This is a genomic window from Peribacillus simplex (assembly GCF_030123325.1).
Taxonomy (GTDB): Bacteria; Bacillota; Bacilli; order Bacillales; family DSM-1321; genus Peribacillus; species Peribacillus simplex_D.
The window spans coordinates 4,196,085-4,216,487 of sequence record NZ_CP126106.1; the positions used below are offsets into that span (position 1 = coordinate 4,196,085).

15 protein-coding genes are annotated in these 20,403 nt (G+C 43.2%); 1 reads left to right on the forward strand and 14 read right to left on the reverse strand.

Annotation, left to right across the window (positions count from 1 at the left end; all coding sequences use genetic code 11):
• Window positions 1-83 precede the first annotated feature (83 nt).
• The 4 genes from mdh to QNH43_RS19895 all read right to left on the reverse strand — a co-directional run bounded on the left by mdh (window position 84) and on the right by QNH43_RS19895 (window position 4,671).
• Window positions 84-1,019: a malate dehydrogenase gene (gene mdh, locus QNH43_RS19880; protein ID WP_076364766.1), complete on the reverse strand. Its 936-nt coding sequence runs from the start codon at window positions 1,017-1,019 to the stop codon at window positions 84-86.
• A gap of 121 nt (window positions 1,020-1,140) precedes the next feature.
• Window positions 1,141-2,457 (reverse strand): NADP-dependent isocitrate dehydrogenase, encoded by a 1,317-nt coding sequence (gene icd / locus QNH43_RS19885; protein ID WP_260320605.1) that lies wholly within the window; start codon window positions 2,455-2,457, stop codon window positions 1,141-1,143.
• A 95-nt stretch (window positions 2,458-2,552) separates the two neighbouring features.
• Complete coding sequence (gene citZ, locus QNH43_RS19890) at window positions 2,553-3,668, reverse strand: citrate synthase (RefSeq protein ID WP_076364762.1); 1,116 nt, start codon at window positions 3,666-3,668, stop codon at window positions 2,553-2,555.
• Between the two features lie 541 nt (window positions 3,669-4,209).
• Window positions 4,210-4,671, reverse strand: coding sequence for a DUF441 domain-containing protein (locus QNH43_RS19895; protein ID WP_076364760.1), 462 nt, complete (start codon window positions 4,669-4,671; stop codon window positions 4,210-4,212).
• A 192-nt stretch (window positions 4,672-4,863) separates the two neighbouring features.
• On the opposite strand from QNH43_RS19895, the gene ytvI reads away from it, so the two are divergent.
• Window positions 4,864-5,988, forward strand: a complete 1,125-nt coding sequence (ytvI, locus tag QNH43_RS19900) for a sporulation integral membrane protein YtvI (RefSeq protein WP_283915364.1) — start codon at window positions 4,864-4,866, stop codon at window positions 5,986-5,988.
• 86 nt (window positions 5,989-6,074) lie between these two features.
• Here the strand turns inward: ytvI and aceA are convergent, their stop codons facing one another.
• The 10 genes from aceA to dnaE all read right to left on the reverse strand — a co-directional run bounded on the left by aceA (window position 6,075) and on the right by dnaE (window position 20,245).
• Window positions 6,075-7,367 (reverse strand): isocitrate lyase, encoded by a 1,293-nt coding sequence (gene aceA / locus QNH43_RS19905; RefSeq protein WP_283918404.1) that lies wholly within the window; start codon window positions 7,365-7,367, stop codon window positions 6,075-6,077.
• A 32-nt stretch (window positions 7,368-7,399) separates the two neighbouring features.
• The gene (aceB, locus tag QNH43_RS19910; protein WP_283918405.1) at window positions 7,400-8,992 is read right to left on the reverse strand and encodes a malate synthase A; all 1,593 of its coding nucleotides are present in this window, start codon (window positions 8,990-8,992) and stop codon (window positions 7,400-7,402) included.
• A 380-nt stretch (window positions 8,993-9,372) separates the two neighbouring features.
• Window positions 9,373-9,765, reverse strand: a complete 393-nt coding sequence (locus QNH43_RS19915; RefSeq protein WP_283915365.1) for an FxsA family protein — start codon at window positions 9,763-9,765, stop codon at window positions 9,373-9,375.
• An 81-nt stretch (window positions 9,766-9,846) separates the two neighbouring features.
• Complete coding sequence (gene pyk, locus QNH43_RS19920; protein ID WP_283915366.1) at window positions 9,847-11,607, reverse strand: pyruvate kinase; 1,761 nt, start codon at window positions 11,605-11,607, stop codon at window positions 9,847-9,849.
• Between the two features lie 101 nt (window positions 11,608-11,708).
• Window positions 11,709-12,668 (reverse strand): 6-phosphofructokinase, encoded by a 960-nt coding sequence (pfkA, locus tag QNH43_RS19925; protein ID WP_076364752.1) that lies wholly within the window; start codon window positions 12,666-12,668, stop codon window positions 11,709-11,711.
• Window positions 12,669-12,947: 279 nt separating this feature from the next.
• Complete coding sequence (accA, locus tag QNH43_RS19930) at window positions 12,948-13,946, reverse strand: acetyl-CoA carboxylase carboxyl transferase subunit alpha (protein ID WP_283915367.1); 999 nt, start codon at window positions 13,944-13,946, stop codon at window positions 12,948-12,950.
• Window positions 13,943-14,806 carry an acetyl-CoA carboxylase, carboxyltransferase subunit beta gene (gene accD, locus QNH43_RS19935; RefSeq protein ID WP_283915368.1) on the reverse strand — a complete coding sequence of 288 codons (864 nt, stop codon included), beginning with the start codon at window positions 14,804-14,806 and terminating at the stop codon, window positions 13,943-13,945. The genes accA and accD overlap by 4 nt, the downstream gene beginning before the upstream one ends.
• A 90-nt stretch (window positions 14,807-14,896) precedes the next feature.
• Entirely contained in the window at window positions 14,897-15,526 is a 630-nt protein-coding gene (locus QNH43_RS19940) for a FadR/GntR family transcriptional regulator (protein WP_098369976.1), read from the reverse strand.
• A gap of 5 nt (window positions 15,527-15,531) precedes the next feature.
• Window positions 15,532-16,773, reverse strand: coding sequence for an NADP-dependent malic enzyme (locus QNH43_RS19945; protein WP_214790937.1), 1,242 nt, complete (start codon window positions 16,771-16,773; stop codon window positions 15,532-15,534).
• Between the two features lie 112 nt (window positions 16,774-16,885).
• Window positions 16,886-20,245 (reverse strand): DNA polymerase III subunit alpha, encoded by a 3,360-nt coding sequence (gene dnaE, locus QNH43_RS19950; RefSeq protein ID WP_283915369.1) that lies wholly within the window; start codon window positions 20,243-20,245, stop codon window positions 16,886-16,888.
• Window positions 20,246-20,403 lie beyond the last annotated feature (158 nt).

Consider the following 20,403-nt stretch of genomic DNA (forward strand, 5'->3'; position numbering starts at 1 on the left):
TGAAGCAGATAAAAAAACTGCCCGGAGTCAGAAAAAGGCCATGGCCTTTTCTTCCTATATCCGAACAGTCTGATCATGATCACTTATTGAAGGACTTGCATTACTGCTTTAACTGATTCAACTGATTTTGAAAGTGCCGCTTTTTCGTCTGCGGTCAATTCAAGTTCGATGATTTGTTCAATACCGTTCGCACCCAGTACAGTCGGCACTCCAAGGTAAATACCTTCAAATCCGTATTCACCTTCAAGATAAGCGATGGACGGAAGAACGCGGCGTTGGTCTTTAAGGATCGCTTCAGCCATTTCCACTAGAGATGCAGCTGGTGCATAATAGGCACTTCCGTTTCCAAGAAGGTTAACGATTTCTCCGCCGCCAGTGCGGGTACGGGCCACGATTGCTTCTAGACGATCTTGAGGGATCAATGTTTCCAAAGGAATTCCGCCTGCATAAGAGTAACGTACCAATGGAACCATATCATCTCCGTGTCCGCCAAGAACGAAACCAGTTACATCTTTAACCGATAAGTTTAATTCTTGAGCTACGAAAGTACGGAAACGAGCTGTATCAAGGACACCTGATTGTCCGATAACGCGTTCTTTAGGGAAACCTGATTCTTTGTAAACAGTGTAAGTCATTGCATCTACAGGGTTAGTCAAAACGATGATGGTTGTGTTAGGGGAATATTTAACGACTTCTTTAGTTACTGATTTCATAACTTTTTGGTTAGTTTGAACTAAGTCGTCACGGCTCATGCCGGGTTTGCGGGCAATTCCGGCAGTTATGATCACTACGTCGGAATCAGCTGTTTCTGCATAGTCGGATGTACCGATGATGTTAGCATCGAAACCTAGGACAGGTCCTGCTTCCGCCATATCAAGGGCTTTACCTTTTGTAGGGTTTTCAGCTTGCGGGATATCAACTAAAACGATATCGCCAAGTTCTTTTTGAGCGGCTAGGAATGCTGCTGTAGCACCAGTGAATCCAGCACCTACAACTGTGATTTTTTTACGTTTAGACATGTTATTTCCTCCTTAAAATATATGAATACTTTTGGAATACTTTTAACATCCTCATGAAAATATATTAAGCCTCCTGGAAAAGCAGCCCGTTCAGGCACTTTTCCAGAAAGCATATAATGAATTATTTAAGGTTTTTGATAAGCTCGTCTGCGAACTCAGAACATTTAACTTCCGTTGCACCTTCCATTAGGCGGGCAAAGTCGTATGTAACAACTTTAGAAGCGATTGTTTGTTCCACTGATTTAGTGATGCTGTTTGCAGCTTCGTTCCAGCCAAGGTGCTCAAGTAAAAGAACGCCTGAAAGAAGAACTGAAGATGGGTTAACTTTATCAAGACCAGCATATTTAGGAGCCGTTCCGTGAGTTGCTTCGAAGATGGCATGTCCAGTTTCGTAGTTGATGTTCGCTCCTGGAGCGATACCGATTCCGCCAACTTGTGCAGCTAATGCATCAGAAATGTAATCTCCGTTCAAGTTCATTGTTGCAACAACATCAAACTCTTTAGGACGAGTCAGGATTTGTTGTAAGAAGATATCAGCAATCGAATCTTTAACGATGATTTTGCCTTCAGCTTCAGCAGCGGATTGTGCTTTGTTAGCAGCTTCAGTGCCTTCAGCTTCTTTAATTTTGTCATATTGGTTCCATGTGAACACTTTATCGGCGAATTCTTGTTCTGCAACTTCATAACCCCAAGTTTTGAATGCACCTTCAGTGAATTTCATGATGTTACCTTTATGAACAAGCGTTAATGATTTACGGCCTTCTTTGATCGCATAGTTAAGCGCAGAACGAACAAGACGTTTCGTTCCTTCTTCGGAAATCGGTTTAATTCCGATACCTGAAGTTTCAGGGAAACGAATGTTTTGAACACCGAATTCGTTTTGCAGGAATTCGATTAATTTCTTAGCTTCGTCAGAACCTTTTGCATATTCGATACCAGCATAGATGTCTTCAGTGTTTTCACGGAAGATGACCATGTCAGTGTCTTCTGGACGTTTAACTGGTGAAGGTACACCTTCAAAGTAACGTACTGGACGAAGACATACGAATAAGTCCAATACTTGGCGCAATGCAACGTTCAATGAGCGGATACCGCCACCGATTGGAGTTGTAAGAGGTCCTTTAATAGCGATTAGATATTCGTTAATGACATCAAGAGTTTCTTGTGGAAGCCATTCGCCCGTTTGGTCAAATGCTTTTTGTCCAGCTAAAACTTCTTTCCATTCGATTTTCTTTTCGCCATTGTAAGCTTTTTCAACTGCTGCGTCTAAAACGCGGGATGCTGCAGCCCAGATATCAGGACCGATTCCGTCTCCCTCAATATAAGGAACGATTGGATTGTTTGGTACGTTAAGAGCACCGTTAGTAACTGTGATTTTTTGGCTTTGTGTCATGTCTCTTACCTCCGATTCAAATTCAAAGGTTAGATGGCCTGCCATTTAATGAGGCAGAACCACTAACCTTTTTTACTCACATCTATTAATTTACTACAAATTCGATGAAATAAAAAATGATTTTTCGAAAAAACTTTTAATTAGCGTTTTTCAATCGGTACATATTTTTGCATACCTGGTCCAACATACTCTGCACGCGGACGGATAAGGCGGTTGTTTGAATATTGCTCAAGGATATGAGCGATCCAGCCTGAAGCACGGCTCACGGCAAAGATTGGTGTAAATAGGTCATGCTCGATACCTAAACTGTGGTATACGGAAGCAGAGTAGAAATCCACATTCGGCGGAAGATTTTTTTGACCGGTCACGATTTCATGAATTTTGATGGACATATCATAATATTGAGGTTGTCCAGTAAGTTCAGTCAGTTTTTGTGACATTTCTTTAAGGTGTTTAGCACGAGGATCACCTTTACGGTATACACGGTGGCCAAAGCCCATGATTTTTTCTTTATTGGCTAATTTTTCGTTGATATATGGCTCAACGTTTTCAACTGAACCGATATCTGTAAGCATTTTCATGACTTGTTCGTTAGCTCCGCCGTGAAGAGGGCCTTTTAAAGCGCCGATAGCAGAAGTTACGCCAGAATAGATATCAGATAATGTAGCCACACAAACGCGTGCAGTGAATGTAGAAGCGTTTAATTCATGGTCAGCATGAAGAACCAATGCTTTGTTGAATGCTTCTTCTTCGATTGCCGTTGGTTCGTTACCGCTTAACATATATAAGAAGTTAGCAGCAAAGCTTAAATCTGTACGTGGAGCAACAGCTTCTTTCCCTTGACGGATGCGAGCGAAAGTTGTTACCAATGTAGGGATTTTTGCTTGGATGCGGATAGCTTTACGATAGTTAGCATCTTCACTCATTACATCTGCTTCTTCATCATAAAGACCCAGAAGAGATACTGCAGTGCGAAGAGCTCCCATTGGATGTACTTTATCGATTGGGTATGTTTTGAAGTGATTAACCACTTCAGCTGGAATTTCAGCATTTTCAGCAAGCTGTTTAGTTAATTCTTCTAATTGGCTTTTGTTCGGAAGAGCTCCGTGCCATAAAAGATAGATTACTTCCTCGAATGTTGCGTTAGAAGCTAAATCATCGATGTCATAACCTACATACGTTAATGTGTCATCGATAATGGAGCTTACTGATGAAGTTGTTGCTACCACACCTTCAAGACCTTTTGTTGCTGTCATACTAAATCTCTCCTTTTCCTAAATATTCCCCTATGCCCTTGCTATTTAGCGTATAAATATAGCGCTTCCAAGAAATTAGCTATTGTAAACAACCATCTATTTTTTAGCAGAAGACATACATCTTGTATTGAAAGCGTTCACAGAATATGACCCCAACAATAGTAAAATGTACGATAATCTTTTAAACGAAATTCTAAAAATAATGCTTGTAGCTATTCCTAGTGAGCGCTTGCTCAATAACTACATCTTTTTTTTAAGATTCCTCAAAAATATCAATGATATTCTGAATCCCAATTTTAATAAATCAGAGCAGTTACAACATTATTATAAACAATAAACACTTTTTTGGGAATGAAAAGCACTTAAAATGTGAAAAAATTATTATTTTATTAGAAAAATTAGCTACATATTCTCTTGCTTTTTTTTATGCGATTCAAAACGTTTTTTTTGAAAATTCGCCCCAAAGCAGAATAAACGAAACATTAAATAGAAAATTTACATTCCCAGTACTGACGGGATTTTCTCCCCTTTGCCATTCGCTTCATTTAAAAAAATTGAAGATCTGCATGCATAAATAAGCAATTCCGGCCCCGATTAACGGACCGACAGCAACCCCTTTGAATAATGCGACTGCCAGAATCGTCCCAAAAACAAGAGCCGTGGTAATGTGCGGATCATGTGATAGGAGTGTAATCCCATTTTTCGCTATGAGCGCAACAGCTATTCCAGATGCAAGCGCAATCCAGGCATAAGGTGATTTAATTGCGTCTCCCAGTTCCTTGAAACCTATCGCCCCGTTTGCTATGGGTATGAGTACCGAAATCGTAATGATTGTAACGCCCAGATTGATTCCTTTCGCTTCCAGGTACGGAAACACTTTAGTGTCAAGGCCAATCAGTTTCATGCTTAAAAGAAAACCCGCAGCCATGATCAGTGAGGTGTTTTTCCCAAACCAACCGATTGCAGCAAGCAGAATTAAAAATACGACAGGACCGTTGATCATTCTCCCTTCACCTTCTTCCTTCTTTTTTGTTATTTTAACATAACAAACTCCCATGTTTCCTGGGAGAAAAATGATTTATGGAACGATGCATCGGCGGAAAAAAGTTAAGCCGAAAGATGAAAGAATCTTTCCTTTCTTTTCCATCATCGTTACAATTATAATACTAACTTTATGATTGAAGGAGGATATGACTTGAATCCGGTATATATGTATCGTTTCATTCGCTCTTTACTGGTCATCGGAGGGATAATTTCAGGCGGAATTGCCTTGTTTTATTTATCTAAATATACATATCCATTCATCATTGCCATGATAATCGCTTTCTTGATGAATCCCCTGGTCACTTTTTTTGAAAGGAAAGGAAGGCTGCCACGGGGGTTGGCCGTATTCGTTTCCCTTTTACTCATTTTCCTTTTATTTGCAGGTCTTATCACCTTACTGGTCACCGAGATCATTTCAGGGACCAATTACCTTGCCGGAGTCATCCCGAAACATATTGAAACCATCGTGGATTATATAGAAACATACATCGCGTCCACCGTCATCCCTTTATATAATCAAATAGCGGCCATGTTCAATAATTTGGATACCGAACAGCAGGACACAGTCCTCAAGAATATCCAAAATATCGGTGAATCCATCACGACCGGAGTAAGCGGCTTCATTCAAGCTTTCTTGAAGAATATCCCCACGATCATCGGATGGTTCCCAACTACAGCAACAGCACTCCTTTTTACCCTGCTGGGCACTTTCTTCATCAGCAAAGATTGGGATACCTTTAGCCGCATGACCGGAAAAGTTTTGCCTGATAAGATTTTTGCGGGTGCCAAGCGTTTATTCAGGGACTTAAAACGGGCATTGTTCGGATTTATCCGTGCTCAATTCACTCTAGTTTCATTGACGACCGTCACGATTTTAATCGGATTTCTCATTTTGGGGGTGAATTATTCAATTACCATTGCCCTGATATGCGGACTGGTCGATATCATCCCCTATTTAGGGACAGGTACGATTTTCATTCCTTGGATCATCTTTGAATTCATCGCCGGGAATACAAGTCTTGGAATCGGTTTGTCCGTTCTTTACATAATCGTCGTCGTCCAGCGCCAGTTAATAGAGCCAAAAGTACTTTCTTCCAGTATTGGTTTGGATCCGCTTGCCACTCTCATCGCCTTGTTCATCGGCTTCAAATTGATCGGTTTCCTAGGTCTGATTGCAGGACCAGTCGTACTTGTCATATTCAATACACTTCAGCGTGCCAATGTCTTCAAGGCCATATGGACATTCATCATCGGGGATACGAAGAAAACGACTTAAGGTACTCAGACATCTATTAGCATTCACCCATTTCCATTTAAAAATCCGCCTCGGGTACAAGGCGGATTTTTGGTTTTACCCCAAAATTATTTTGACGTCTCGAATTGTTCTGTTTCAGTAGAACCTGCAAGCGCTGTTGTGGATGATGTTCCGCCAGAAACGACTTGTGCCACTTCATCAAAGTAACCGGTTCCCACTTCACGCTGATGACGTGTTGCTGTATAGCCGTCAGGCTCACTAGCGAACTCCGCTTGTTGAAGTTCTGAGTATGCAGCCATGCCGCGTTCTTTATAACCAAGAGCAAGGTTGAACATGCTATGATTCAATGAGTGGAATCCTGCAAGTGTAACGAATTGGAATTTATAACCCAATTTACCCAATTCCACCTGATAATTTGCAATCTCTTCATCACTTAATTTCGCCTTCCAGTTAAATGATGGGGAACAATTGTAGGCTAGCAGTTTGCCCGGGAACTCTGCATGGATCGCTTCGGCAAAGCGGCGAGCATCCGCTAGATTAGGTTCAGAAGTCTCACACCAGATAAGGTCGGCATACGGCGCATAAGCAAGGCCTCTTGCAATAGCTTGGTCAAGACCTGCATTCGTGCGGTAGAATCCTTCTGGAGTCCTTTCACCAGTGATGAATGGTGCATCGACCGGATCGATATTATCGGTGATTAAATCTGCAGCATCTGCATCCGTACGGGCAATCAAGATAGTCGGTGTACCCATTACGTCGGCTGCCAACCGGGCGGAAACTAAATTACGGACTGCCGTTTGGGTTGGAAGAAGGACTTTACCGCCAAGGTGACCACATTTTTTCTCGGAAGAAAGCTGGTCTTCAAAATGAACGCCTGCCGCTCCAGCTTCGATCATGCCTTTCATCAATTCGAAGACGTTAAGGGAACCGCCAAAGCCTGCTTCAGCATCCGCCACGATTGGGGCGAACCAATCGATATCATCTTTTCCTTCAGCAAAGCTGATTTGGTCTGCACGCTGAAGTGTCTGATTAATGCGTTTTACTACTTGCGGCACGGAGTTGGCCGGATATAAACTTTGGTCAGGGTACATTTGCCCGGCGATGTTAGCATCTGCCGCCACTTGCCAGCCGCTTAAGTAGATTGCTTTTAAACCAGCTTTCACCTGCTGCATGGCTTGGTTACCAGTCAATGCCCCTAATGCATTGATGAAATCCTCCGTATTCAATAGATTCCATAGTTTTTCAGAACCACGGCGTGCCAATGTTTGTTCGATATCGATGGAACCTCTCAATTTAATAACTTCTTCGGCCGTATAAGGACGTTCAATACCAGTCCACCGTGAGTCATTTTCCCAGCTTTGTTGTAATTTTTGCGCTCTCTCATTCATCATCATCATTATTTCCTCCTGATTCATCTTTTATATTTTGAATATTAAGATAATTTTTCGTATGCCGCGTTCGTCAAGAAATCAGCAAAGTCATCCGCTTCAATCAATTGTTCAAATAGTTTAGTAGACTCTTCAAACTTTCCTGATTTGAAAGTTTCTTCCCCTACTTCCGATTTAATGACCGCCAATTCTTCTTCTTTGATTTGATGGAATAATTCCTCGGTTATTTTCCTGCCATCTTCGAGAATGCCTTTTGGATGACGGATCCATTGCCAGACTTGAGCCCTTGAAATTTCAGCGGTTGCAGCATCTTCCATTAAGTTATTGATGGGTGCCGCACCTCTGCCGCTTAACCAGGAGGCGATATATTGGATGCCTACGTTAATATTCGTCCTTAAACCTGCCTCTGTAATCGTTCCCTCCGGTACAGCCAGCAACTCTTGAGCTGTTACATGGACATCTTCCCGTTTTCGGAAAATTTGATTCGGTTTTGGGACGAGCAGGTCAAAAACCTCTTTTGCCGTGCTTACCATACCTGGATGGGCAACCCATGTTCCATCATGACCGTCTCTTGCTTCGCGTTCTTTATCTGCCTTTACTTTCGCAAAAGCCTCATCGTTCTTAACCGGGTCGTTTTTAACAGGAATTTGCGCCGCCATCCCGCCGATTGCAGGAGCATTACGAGTGTGACATGTTTTGATTGCCAGTAAGGAATACGCCCTCATGTTCGGGACGGTCATCGTGACCTGCTGACGGTCTGGGAAAATGACATCATCCGAGTGACGGAATTTTTTCAGGAAACTAAAGATATAATCCCAGCGGCCACAGTTCAGGCCTGCTGAATGTTCTTTCAGCTCGTACAGAATTTCGTCCATTTCGAATGCAGCAAGAATCGTTTCTATCAAGACCGTTGCCTTGATGGTTCCTTGCGAAATCCTCAAATCGTTCTGTGCATATACGAATATGTCATTCCATAATCTTGCTTCTAGATGGCTTTCCATTTTTGGTAAGTAAAAGTATGGACCGCTTTGCTTTTCGACCAATGCTTTTGCGTTGTGGTAAAAGTACAGTCCAAAATCAAAAATGCTGGCCGATATAGGCTGTCCATCCAAAAGGACATGTTTCTCCTCCAAATGCCAGCCGCGTGGCCTTACCTTTAGGACAGCTGTCTTTTCATTTAATTCATACACTTTGCCATTTGGATTTTTAAATGAAATGGTTCCGCGGATTGCATCCCGCAGATTCAATTGGCCATCAATGCAATTCTCCCAAGTGGGTGAATTGGCATCTTCAAAGTCCGCCATGAAAACATTGGCACCAGAGTTCATGGCATTAATGATCATTTTGCGATCAACAGGTCCAGTGATTTCAACCCTGCGGTCCTGCAAATCATTCGGGAGGGGCGCAATCGTCCAATCACTTTCGCGAATATGCTTCGTTTCTTCAAGGAAATCAGGAAGCTTACCTTGATTCAGTTCTTCCTGAACGCTTTTCCGCCGTTCTAGAAGATCTGCCCTTCTTCCACTGAAATGCCGTTCAATTCTTTCGATGAATTGAAGAGCTTCCGTTGTAAGTATTTGTTCAAATCCTGGCTTAATGTCGCCTGTAATTTGTAAGCCTTTTGCTTCCGTAATCATGTTGCCTCTCCACATCCTTTCTAACTCTCCTATGTTATAATACAGTTGTTTTATTTCCTGTTTGTATTATATAACACGTTGTATAAATTTGTCACCAGTTTTTTCTAAAAAATCTAAAAAAAGATTTTTAAGCATGGAAAAGCCTGATTTACCAATGTTTCCACAGGGTTAATCTTTATAAATCCTGTTATTATACACTTTTTCATTCTCGTGGAATTCATCATTTAATAATGAAACAGGCAAAATTTGATTAACATTGAAACTCCCATTTCCATGTTAGTCAAAAAAGCACCCTATAAAAAACTTGTATGCTTTTTGTTGACCTTTTTTCCAGACAAAAAAAGGCTGCCTAAAAGCTTGAGCCTTTAGACAGCCTTATATTATTTATGCTGAATGATGGTAACTTTCCCTTTATTCATCCTGTTCATGATAAACCGGATAACAATCGGTTTGAGGAGATTCCGGGTTGGCGGAAACACAAGGATCAATCCCATGATATCCGAGATGAGCCCAGGGGACAGCAACAGTGCAGCTCCGATAAAGATACAGATTCCATCAATGATTTCATTTCCTGGCATCACTCCGTATCGAATCTGTTCCTGTGCCTTTTTCCACGTTTCCATCCCTTGCCGTTTAGCCAAATAGGCTCCGATCAAACCTGTGGCTACAATCAGGAACAGGGTTGGCCAAAAACCAATCAGGTTGCCCGACAGCAAAAGGACAATAATTTCAACGACCGGCATCGCAATGATAAACATTAAAAAATATTTCATCTACATTCCTCCTGCACAGCCCATTTCTGGTGCGGTACATCCATCTTACCTCATCGGCAGGGAATCAGCCAAAATTTCGTTTTACAAAACGTTGGCATGTCCATCGTAAATGACTCCGCGACCTGCATCGACTGTTATTCTTTGGCCATCCTTGAAAACCTTTGTCGCGTCTTCCGCCCCAACGATGACCGGTATGCCCAATGTAACTCCTACAACAGCTGCATGGCTTGTCAAACCGCCTTCTTCCGTAATCAATGCCGCACACTTTTCAATCGCCGGCATCATTTCACGGTCCGAACCGATCGTAACCAATACAGAGCCTTCCGTCACTTTTTCCAAAGCTTCCTTGGCATTCCTAGCTATAACCACTTCACCTTTAGCTGATTTCCTGCCGATTCCTTGAGCCTTCAAAAGAACCTCTCCTAACACATGAATTTTCATCAAGTTAGTCGTACCTGTTTCACCAACAGGCACACCGGCTGTAATGACGACTAAATCCCCATGGGAAACCAAGCCGGAATGCAAGCTTTCGTCTATTGCGGTTTGAAGCATTTCATCTGTAGTCGTCGCTTTTGGACCAATCTGCGGATAGACTCCCCAAGCCAATGCAAGCCGTCTTGAAACATGATCATTGGATGTAACCGCAATGATCGGTGCTTTAGGGCGGTATTTGGAAATCATCCGTGCCGTATGGCCGCTTTCTGTAGGGGTAATGATTGCCCCTGCATTAAGATTGAGCGCGGTGTGGGCAACGGATTGACCAATAGCATCAGTGACATTATGGCGGTTCACTTTGCTTCTGACTGATAATATATCCCGATAATCAAGGGCAGTTTCAGCACGTGAAGCAATGTTATGCATCGTTTGCACCGCTTCGACAGGATAGGTCCCGGCAGCTGTTTCACCAGAAAGCATGATTGCATCCGTTCCATCAAATATGGCATTGGCCACGTCACTTGCTTCTGCACGGGTCGGCCTTGGATTACGCTGCATTGAATCGAGCATTTGTGTAGCCGTTATGACTGGTTTCCCAGCATTATTACATTTTTTGATCATTTGTTTTTGGACTAGCGGCACTTCTTCTGCGGGAATTTCCACTCCCAAGTCTCCACGCGCTACCATCAAGCCATCTGATACTTCCAAGATTTCATCAAGACGGTCCACGCCCTCTTGATTCTCGATTTTAGGGATGATTTGAATATGTTCCGCTCCATTTTGCTGCAATAATTCACTTACTTCAAGTACATCGGAAGCCCTGCGTACAAATGAGGCAGCAATGAAGTCGATACCCTGTTCGATTCCAAAAAGGATATCCTGTTCATCTTTCTCCGTTATGCCTGGAAGGTTAACCGAAACTCCAGGAACATTCACGCCTTTTTTGTTCTTAAGTGTACCGCTATTCAAGATCTTGGTATGGATTTCTCTTCTTACTTGATCTATCTTCAACACTTCAAGCCCGATCAGTCCATCATCCAAAAGGATTTTAGATCCTGGGTGTACATCATGCAGAAGCCCTTCATAGGTAATGGAGAATTTTTCAGGTGTTCCCAGGACTTCATTCATGGAAATAATGATTTCATTGCCGGCAACAAGCTCTATGGAATCATTATCCATATTATTTGTCCGTATTTCAGGTCCTTTTGTATCCAACAGGATGGCAACCTGTTTACCCGCTTTTTCGCTCGCTTCTCTGATATTGCGTATTCTGGCGGCATGTTCTTCATGATTTCCATGAGAAAAGTTAAGCCGTGCTACATTCATCCCCGCCTCTATCAATTGAACCAGCTTTTCTATACTTTCACTTGCGGGGCCAATCGTACAAACAATCTTGGTTTTACGCATGTGGTCATCCTCCTTTAAGGAAAACTGCCGCCTGTCCACCTTTTGAAGACAAGGGCGCAGTGTTTTATGTCTTCTTTAAACAATCTATCGATCAATAATGATTAAATGGATAGCTCAGCAGATAATTCATACATCTTCTTATCAATTGTATGCGGTTTAGCAAGAGCTTCGATGATATCATAATCAACGAGTTGATTTTGTTCTATCCCGACAGCCCTGCCTCCTTTTCCTTCAAGAAGCAATTCAACGGCTTTTGCTCCAAGACGGCTTGCCAATACACGGTCATTTGCCGAAGGAGATCCTCCGCGCTGAACATGGCCCAGGACCGTTACACGGGTTTCAAACCCTGCCTTTTCCTCAATTTTCCTGGAGATATCAACGGCACTTCCGACACCTTCAGCTACAATGATGATACTGTGCTTTTTCCCACGGTCATGTCCGCGGTTCAGCTTCCCAATCAGATCTTCTATATCATATTCATATTCAGGACAAAGAATCGTTTCAGCTCCGCCAGCCAATCCAGCCCAAAGTGCAATATCGCCGGCATCTCTTCCCATCACTTCAACCACATAAGTCCTTTCATGAGAAGTGGCCGTATCCCGAATTTTATCGATAGCATCGATGACTGTATTAAGGGCCGTATCGAAACCAATCGTGAAGTCCGTACCCGGTATGTCATTATCGATCGTTCCAGGAACCCCGATGCAAGGGAAGCCCCTTTCCGTTAAAGCTTTCGCTCCGCGGTATGATCCATCGCCACCAATGATGACAATGCCCTCGATACCAAGTTTATTCAATTGTTCGATCGCTTTCAGCTGGCCTTCCTCCGTCTTAAATTCCGGACAACGAGCCGTATGTAACATCGTGCCGCCTCGATGGATGATATCCCCGACTGACCCAAGTTCAAGCTTCTTTATATTTCCATTTATCAGTCCCTGATAGCCATGATAAATTCCGAAGACCTCAATTTCATGAAAAATTGCTTTCCGGACAACCGCTCGGACTGCCGCATTCATGCCAGGAGAATCTCCTCCACTTGTCAATACACCTATTCTTTTCATAAATGTCACCTCTCTACAGCACTAATCAATTTTTAGCCTCGTTATATCATTGTACCCTTTTTCAAGCTTCAATAAGCAGGAAACTGCTTCACTTATGCTTACTTGATGTTATAAGACTAACCGATTCTCATCAGAAATTGAAGTAAAATGGCGCAAAAGTTTACATTCTACACACAAACCATATTCTTTACACGTTTCTGTAATGAATGCATATGCGCCCATGAAAGGATGAAAAAACGTGTTGCCCCAGGCAGCACGTTTTCCCTTTTGTAAATGTGATTATGAATGCTGTTCAACTTCCTTAGGTTCGCCCTCAGGCTGTTTTGCAAATTCATATTCACCGATTTTCTTGAATTTCATATAACGCTGGTTGATAAGATCATCACTATTCAATGGCAGAAGTTCATTGAATGAACGTTTTAGAATATCCTTGATGGCCTCTGCCTGTAAATTTGAATCCCGATGGGCGCCGCCCCTCACTTCAGGAATGATCTCATCGATGACTCCTAAGCGGTTTAAATCGGGAGCCGTGATTTTCATCGATTCCGCAGCTCTCTTAGCCTGAGAGGCATCCTTCCACAGCAAGGCTGCAGCACCTTCAGGGGAAATTACCGAATATGTTGAGTTCTCAAGCATGAAAATCCGGTCCCCGACGCCAAGTGCCAATGCACCGCCGCTTCCGCCTTCACCGATGACAATACTGATGACAGGCACCTTCAGCCCTGCCATTTCGAAAAGGTTCTTCGCAATGGCTTCACTTTGCCCGCGCTCTTCAGCAGCTTTACCTGGGAAAGCTCCCTTCGTATCAATGAAACAAATAATCGGACGGTTGAATTTTTCCGCCTGTTTCATCAGACGTAAAGCTTTTCGATAGCCTTCAGGATGGGGCATGCCAAAGTTACGACGGATGTTTTCCTTCGTATCCTTACCTCTCTGATGACCGATGACAGTCACGGCAAGTCCATCAAATTCTGCGATTCCAGCGACAATCGCTTCATCATCCCCATAATAACGATCACCATGAAACTCGATGAAGTCATTGAATAATAGCGGAATGTAATCCAGCGTCGTCGGACGGGCTGGATGCCGGGCAATCTGAACACGATCCCACGGTTTAAGATGGTTATAAATATCCACTTCCAGCTTCTCTAAACGCTTTTCCAATGTTTCGATTTCAGCTGTAAGGTCTACATCAGCTTCCTTCGAAATGGACTTTAGCTCTTTAATTTTATTTCTAAGGTCCGTAATGGGACGCTCGAACTCTAATTCGTAAATCATGACCATTCACCGCCCGGAGCATGGATTTTAAGGATCGTCGTCAAGGTTTCCTTCATTTCAGTACGTTTGACGACCGCATCCAATTGGCCGTGCTTCATCAAGAATTCAGCCGTTTGGAAATCTTCAGGAAGCTCTTCATGGATCGTCTGTTCAATGATTCTTCGTCCTGCAAAACCAATAAGGGCTCCAGGTTCGGCTAGATTAATATCGCCAAGTGACGCGAAACTTGCCGAAACCCCGCCTGTAGTAGGATGGGTCATCATTGATATGATCAGTCCGCCTTCATTGCTGAATATCTTGAGTGCCGCACTTGTCTTCGCCATCTGCATCAAGCTTAAAACACCCTCCTGCATACGAGCGCCGCCTGATGCCGTAAATATGATGAACGGAATCTTCAATTCACCTGCACGTTCGATGGCACGGGTGATTTTTTCCCCAACAACGGATCCCATGCTTCCCATCCGGAAATTAGAATCCATGATGGCTGCTGAGACTTGGTACCCATTGATGCTTCCCACTCCTGTGACAACCGCCTCATTAATCTTGGCTTTCTTTCTATCTTTTTCCAATTTATCTAAGTAATCCGGAAATTCAAGCGGGTTAACTGAAATCATTTCTTTATCAAATTCATTGAAAGTGCCTTCGTCGAATAGAAATTCAATGCGCTCATGGGAAGACATCGGATGATGGTACCCGCAATGCAGACAGACTTTCTTGTTTTTCACCAATTCTTTTGTATACATGATTTTTTTACAGCCGGTGCACTTTGTCATGATTCCTTCCGGTACATCTTGTTTCTCCCGGTCTAAAGGAACCGTTGCATATTTCTTCTTAGATTTCGCAAATAGCTCTTTAAGCAAGCTTAATCCTCCCTTTACCACCAATTATCTATTATATGATACTTGGTACAAACTATATCAGAAATAAAATTAGTATCGTGTAAAAAGGTGTCACTCGTCCTTCGACATATTTCTAATTCTAATAAGATACGTTTCGATGGCTTTTTCTTCATCACGTTCGAGCAAATATGTAAGAAGTGCCAGATAATCTTCTTTTTTCACATTACCCTGTACCATCTCTGATGTTCTAGCATAGCTGTTGACAATGCGCCAGATTCTTTCCAGCAATCGATTGCGATTCAAAATGGCAATTCTTAAGAAGAAATCATCATCATGAAACTCATCCGCTTTGACCCAGACCATTAATCTTTTGATATCCTCAGCCGTAGCGAAAAAGGCGACGATCCGCAAACAGTCAATTTCAATCAGCCTTTTCGTCTCTGACAAATCTTCTTGCACTTTTTTATCTTGCAAAAAAAAGGTTCCCAGAAGCTCGACTAGCTTATGCTCCTGGAAATCCCTGATAAACGTCCCTTCACCACGCCTTGTTTCTATTAACCCTAATAGTTCTAAGGCACGCAATGCTTCACGGACAGAGGAACGGCCAACATTAAAACGATCCGATAACTCCCGTTCTGACGGGATTTTATCTCCCGGCAGGAGGCTGTCCGCTTCAATCATGGTACGTAGGCTCTCAACGACATCGAGATAAATTTTGGATGAAGAAGTACGACCTGCCAAATTAATTATTCCTCACTTTTTCCAATGATCGCTAATTTCCTTGTTTTTTCTTTAATTTCCTCTGGATCTACATTAATCCTGGCTACTCCCGTTTCCATCGCTGCCTTGGCAACAGCAGCCGCAACGGCAGGTGCTACCCTCTCATCAAATGGAGCAGGGATGACGTAGTCTTCGTTTAACTCATGTTCCTGTATTAAACCGGCAATGGCTTGCACTGCAGCAACCTTCATTTTTTCATTGATATGAGTCGCACGCACATCCAGGGCACCACGGAATATCCCTGGGAAAGCAAGGACGTTATTGACCTGATTCGGGAAATCCGAACGGCCTGTTCCAACAACCTTGGCACCTGCCGCTTTTGCATCTTCCGGCATGATTTCCGGATCTGGATTGGCCATCGCGAAAATGATCGCATCCCGGTTCATCGAAGAAACCATTTCTTTCGTCAATGCACCTGCAGCAGAAACACCAATAAATACATCAGCGTTTTGAATGACAGTTTCCAAAGGTCCTGAAACCCTATTTCGATTGGTCACTTTCGCCACTTGTTCTTTTGTATCATTCATACCTGTCGAACGGCCCTCATAAATGGCACCCTTCGTATCACACATGATGATGTCACGAACTCCATAGCTATAAAGCAATTTAATGATGGCAATGCCCGCAGCGCCTGCTCCATTCGCAACCACTTTAATTTCGGACATTGATTTATTCACTAGTCGTAATGCGTTCACAAGACCGGCAACAGTAACAATGGCTGTACCATGCTGATCATCATGAAAAACAGGAATATTCATTTCTTTCTTGAGTCTTTCTTCAATTTCGAAACAATTCGGTGCGGCTATGTCCTCTAAGTTCACTCCACCGAAAGTCGGTTCGAGTAATTTAACGGTCTCTACAATTTTGTCCACATCCGTCGTTTTTAAACAGATTGGGAAAGCGTCCACTCCAGCGAAACTTTTAAATAGAACGGCTTTACCTTCCATAACCGGCATGGCAGCTTCCGGACCGATGTTTCCAAGTCCCAATACAGCCGTTCCATCAGAAATAACAGCAACAGTATTCCCCTTCATTGTATAGTCATAAACGGTATCCGGCTTATCGTAAATATCTTTACACGGTTCTGCGACACCAGGAGAATAAGCCAGGCTTAAATCTACTGCATTCCTTACCGGTACTTTCGAAACTGTTTCTAATTTTCCTTGATTCAAGCGGTGCATATGTAATGCTTCTTCTCTTAATGTCATAGTTTCACTCCTAAACCAAATTGGGTAACCCATATCTTATATGCTGAAATCTAGTGGTCAGACCACAGCGGCCTGTTTTCAATATAACATAACTATTAAAGTTGTAAAACAGTTATTCTTTCTTGTAAACCACATTCCCTTTTCCGACCAAGTCAAATAATGCCTGCATCAATCTATCTGTAGGATTGACCCAATCCCAATAAGATAGCTGTACATAGCGGTTTTCCCTCTCGTAAAAAAGCATGACCTTCGTTTCACCGCTATGCTGCATTAAAATTTTTTTTATTTTTTGCAGTGTATCCTTCGTTTGCTTGCCGGCCTCGATTTTCAGGAATATCGTTCCGTTCTTTTCCTCTTTCATCTGTTTCACTTTTTCAAGCGGGTATACGTTCCTGATCAGGAGCTGTGTCTTTCCATCCCGCTCTTCCAATGTTCCTTGCAGCATAACGAGTTGTCCGTGATTCAAGTCGGCAGAGTGATTTTTATAAACATTTGGAAAAACGACCGCTTCAATATCCCCCTCTTCATCACTAACGCTCAAGAAAGCCATCACATCGCCCTTTTTTGTCCTTATGGTTTTAACCGACGTAATGTATGCGCCAAGCAAGACTTTTGATTCCTTTTTATTCGTAGCTTCATCTATGGTCAAACAGCCGAAGTGCTGAAAAAGTTCCCTGTAGCTTGTCACCGGATGATTCGATAGATAAAGCCCCAATGCGCTTTTTTCCAATGAGAGTTTGTGCTCGATGGGTATAGGCTCGACCCGGTTGTATTTCGGTTTGAGTGAAAACTCGCCATCCGAAAACATATCGAAAAGGTCATCATCCGGATTGACCAATTCCGTATGATTGATCGCTACGTCCAAGCTCGCCAACAATGTTGCCCGGTCTTCACCGAATTCATCAAATGCCCCTGAATGCACAAGCGCCTCCAACACTTTTCTATTTACGATTTTTCCCGAAACGCGCAAACAGAAATCGAATAAATCAGCGAACTTCTTCTGCCTCCTTGCAGCAAAGATTTCTTTCAGGACCGTACCGCCTATCCCTTTAATGGCTCCAAGGCTATAACGGATCCCTTCCTTTTCCGGTAAAAACGGGTAACCGCTCCGGTTAATCGAGGGAGGCAGAACCATTATCCCTTTCTTTTTGGCTTCACGGATATATTGCGAAATCTTTTCATCATTCCCGACGACCGATGTCAGGAGTGCTGCCATGAAATATTCCGGATGGTGGGTTTTCAAGTAACCCAGCTGATAAGCGATGAAACTATACGCCACCGCATGGCTTCGGTTGAATCCATAGTTAGCGAAGCGGACAATCAAGGAATAAATCTCATCTGCCGTTTTTTCGGAGTATCCTTGTTTCAATGAGCCGTTCACGAAATGCTGCCGCTCTTGATCCAGAACATCCTTCTTCTTCTTCGAAACGGCACGACGGAGCAGGTCTGCCTCCCCTAATGAAAACCCGGCTAAGCGGGAGGCGATTTGCATGATTTGTTCTTGATAAACGATGACCCCGTATGTAGGCTCGAGGATATCCTTCAAATCCTCGTGCAGGTAATCAATCGGAGCCAGTCCATGTTTTCGTTCGATGAACAGCGGTATATTTTCCATCGGACCTGGACGATATAGGGCATTGACCGCGACGATATCCTCGAATCGATTCGGTTTCAGCTTGATCAAAACCTTTCGGATGCCATCCGATTCAAATTGAAACACTCCGGTTGTTTCGCCTCTCCCTAAAAGGGCCAGCGTCTCGGGGTCATCCATTGGGATATGGGACAAGTCGATCTTTTCCCCCGTTCCCTTTTTGATATTATTTAAAATATTATCGATGAGCGTTAAATTGCGGAGTCCCAGAAAATCCATTTTAAGAAGTCCCAGTTCTTCGAGAAGGTCCATTGGATATTGAGTCAGATGGATGCCTTCATGCCCCCCCTGAATCGGAATATGCTCGGTCAATGCCTGATCGCTGATGACGACGCCTGCGGCATGTGTCGAAGCATGGCGAGGCAGTCCTTCAAGCAATAAAGCGGTTTGAAAAAGTTTTTGATTCAGGTCACTCTCATTAACGAATTCCCTGAGCCTTTTCGATTCCTTGAAAGCCTCGGGAAGCGTGATGCCCAGGCGGCCTGGAATCATTTTCGATACCGCTTCCTGTTCCTTTGAATTCAAGCCGAAAACACGTCCTGTGTCCCTTAACGCAGCCTTGGCAGCCAATGTTCCGAAAGTAATGATTTGTGCCACATGAAGTTCCCCGTACTTCTTCGCGACATAGGCAATCACTTCTTCACGGCGGTTATCCGGAAAGTCAATGTCGATATCCGGCATCGAGACACGTTCCGGATTCAGGAAACGCTCGAACAGCAAGGAATGTTCGATTGGATCGACATCGGTTATCGACAGCACATAAGCGACCATCGACCCGGCGGCCGACCCCCTTCCAGGACCAGTCAGGATTTGATGTTCCTTAGCGAATTTCATGAAATCCCAAACGATCAAAAAGTAATCGCTGAATTTCATCTTGGTGATGATATCCAATTCATATCGCAGGCGCTCTTCATATTGAATGGATGGCTCCGGCAATCTTTTCTTCAGCCCTTGGAAACAGATGGCTTCGAGCATTTCCTCGGCTGTGACTCCATCTTCAGTGGGGTACTTGGGAAGCAGTGAACGGTGAAATGGAATTTCCAGATTGCATTGCGCGGCAATATGCAGTGTATTTTCGAGTGCATCCGGTCTGTCATGGAATAGTTCTGCCATCCGGGCCCGGCTTTTCAAATAAAATTGATCGGATTCAAGAACCGTATGCGTCTCATCCGCCAGCTTGTCGCCATTTCCAATTGCCAATAATACTTCTTGAGCGAGTGCATCGCTTTCATTCAAATAATAGACTGGATTCGTCGCGACAATCTTTATCTCTAAATCTCTCGCCAACTGACTTATGGCTTCGTTACTTTTTTCCTCATTCGCGATCGAAAGTCTCTGTATGGATACATAAAAGTCATCATGACCAAAAATTTGCAGGAATCGCCCCGCTGCCTGTCTGGCTTCCTCAGGATTTTCTTCTCTCAATAGCGTTTCTATTTGCCCCTCCGCACCCGGAGTGATTGCTATCAAGCCCCGGGAATAGGCTTTAAGCCAATTCATTGGAATGCCTGACGGGGATTTCGTTTTTATGGCACTGCTTATTTTAAGCAGGTTTTGATATCCTTGTAGACTTTTTGCCAATAAAAGAAGTCCATGTTGCGAATCCCGTTCATCAAGGACATCGGCAAGTATGCCGATGATCGGCTTTATACCCTGTCTCTTGCATTCTTTATAAAAATAGACCGAACCGTACATAACATTTCGATCGGTTAAAGCAAGACTTGTACAGCCATCCGCTTTCGCTTTGGCCACAAGTTCAGTGATCTTCACCGTACTTGTCAGCAGGCTGTATCCGCTCTGAATATGGAGATGAGTATACACGTTTTTTCCCCCACCTTTGTAAGGCATGTTTCTTTTCATTATAGTGTTTTTTATCAAAAAAAGAAAATATGTTCTCATTTCCAATGCAATTTAACTTCCTGATTTCCGGCGACTATCATATTACCTCTGAACTTCCCATATAAATGAAATAGAAGAAT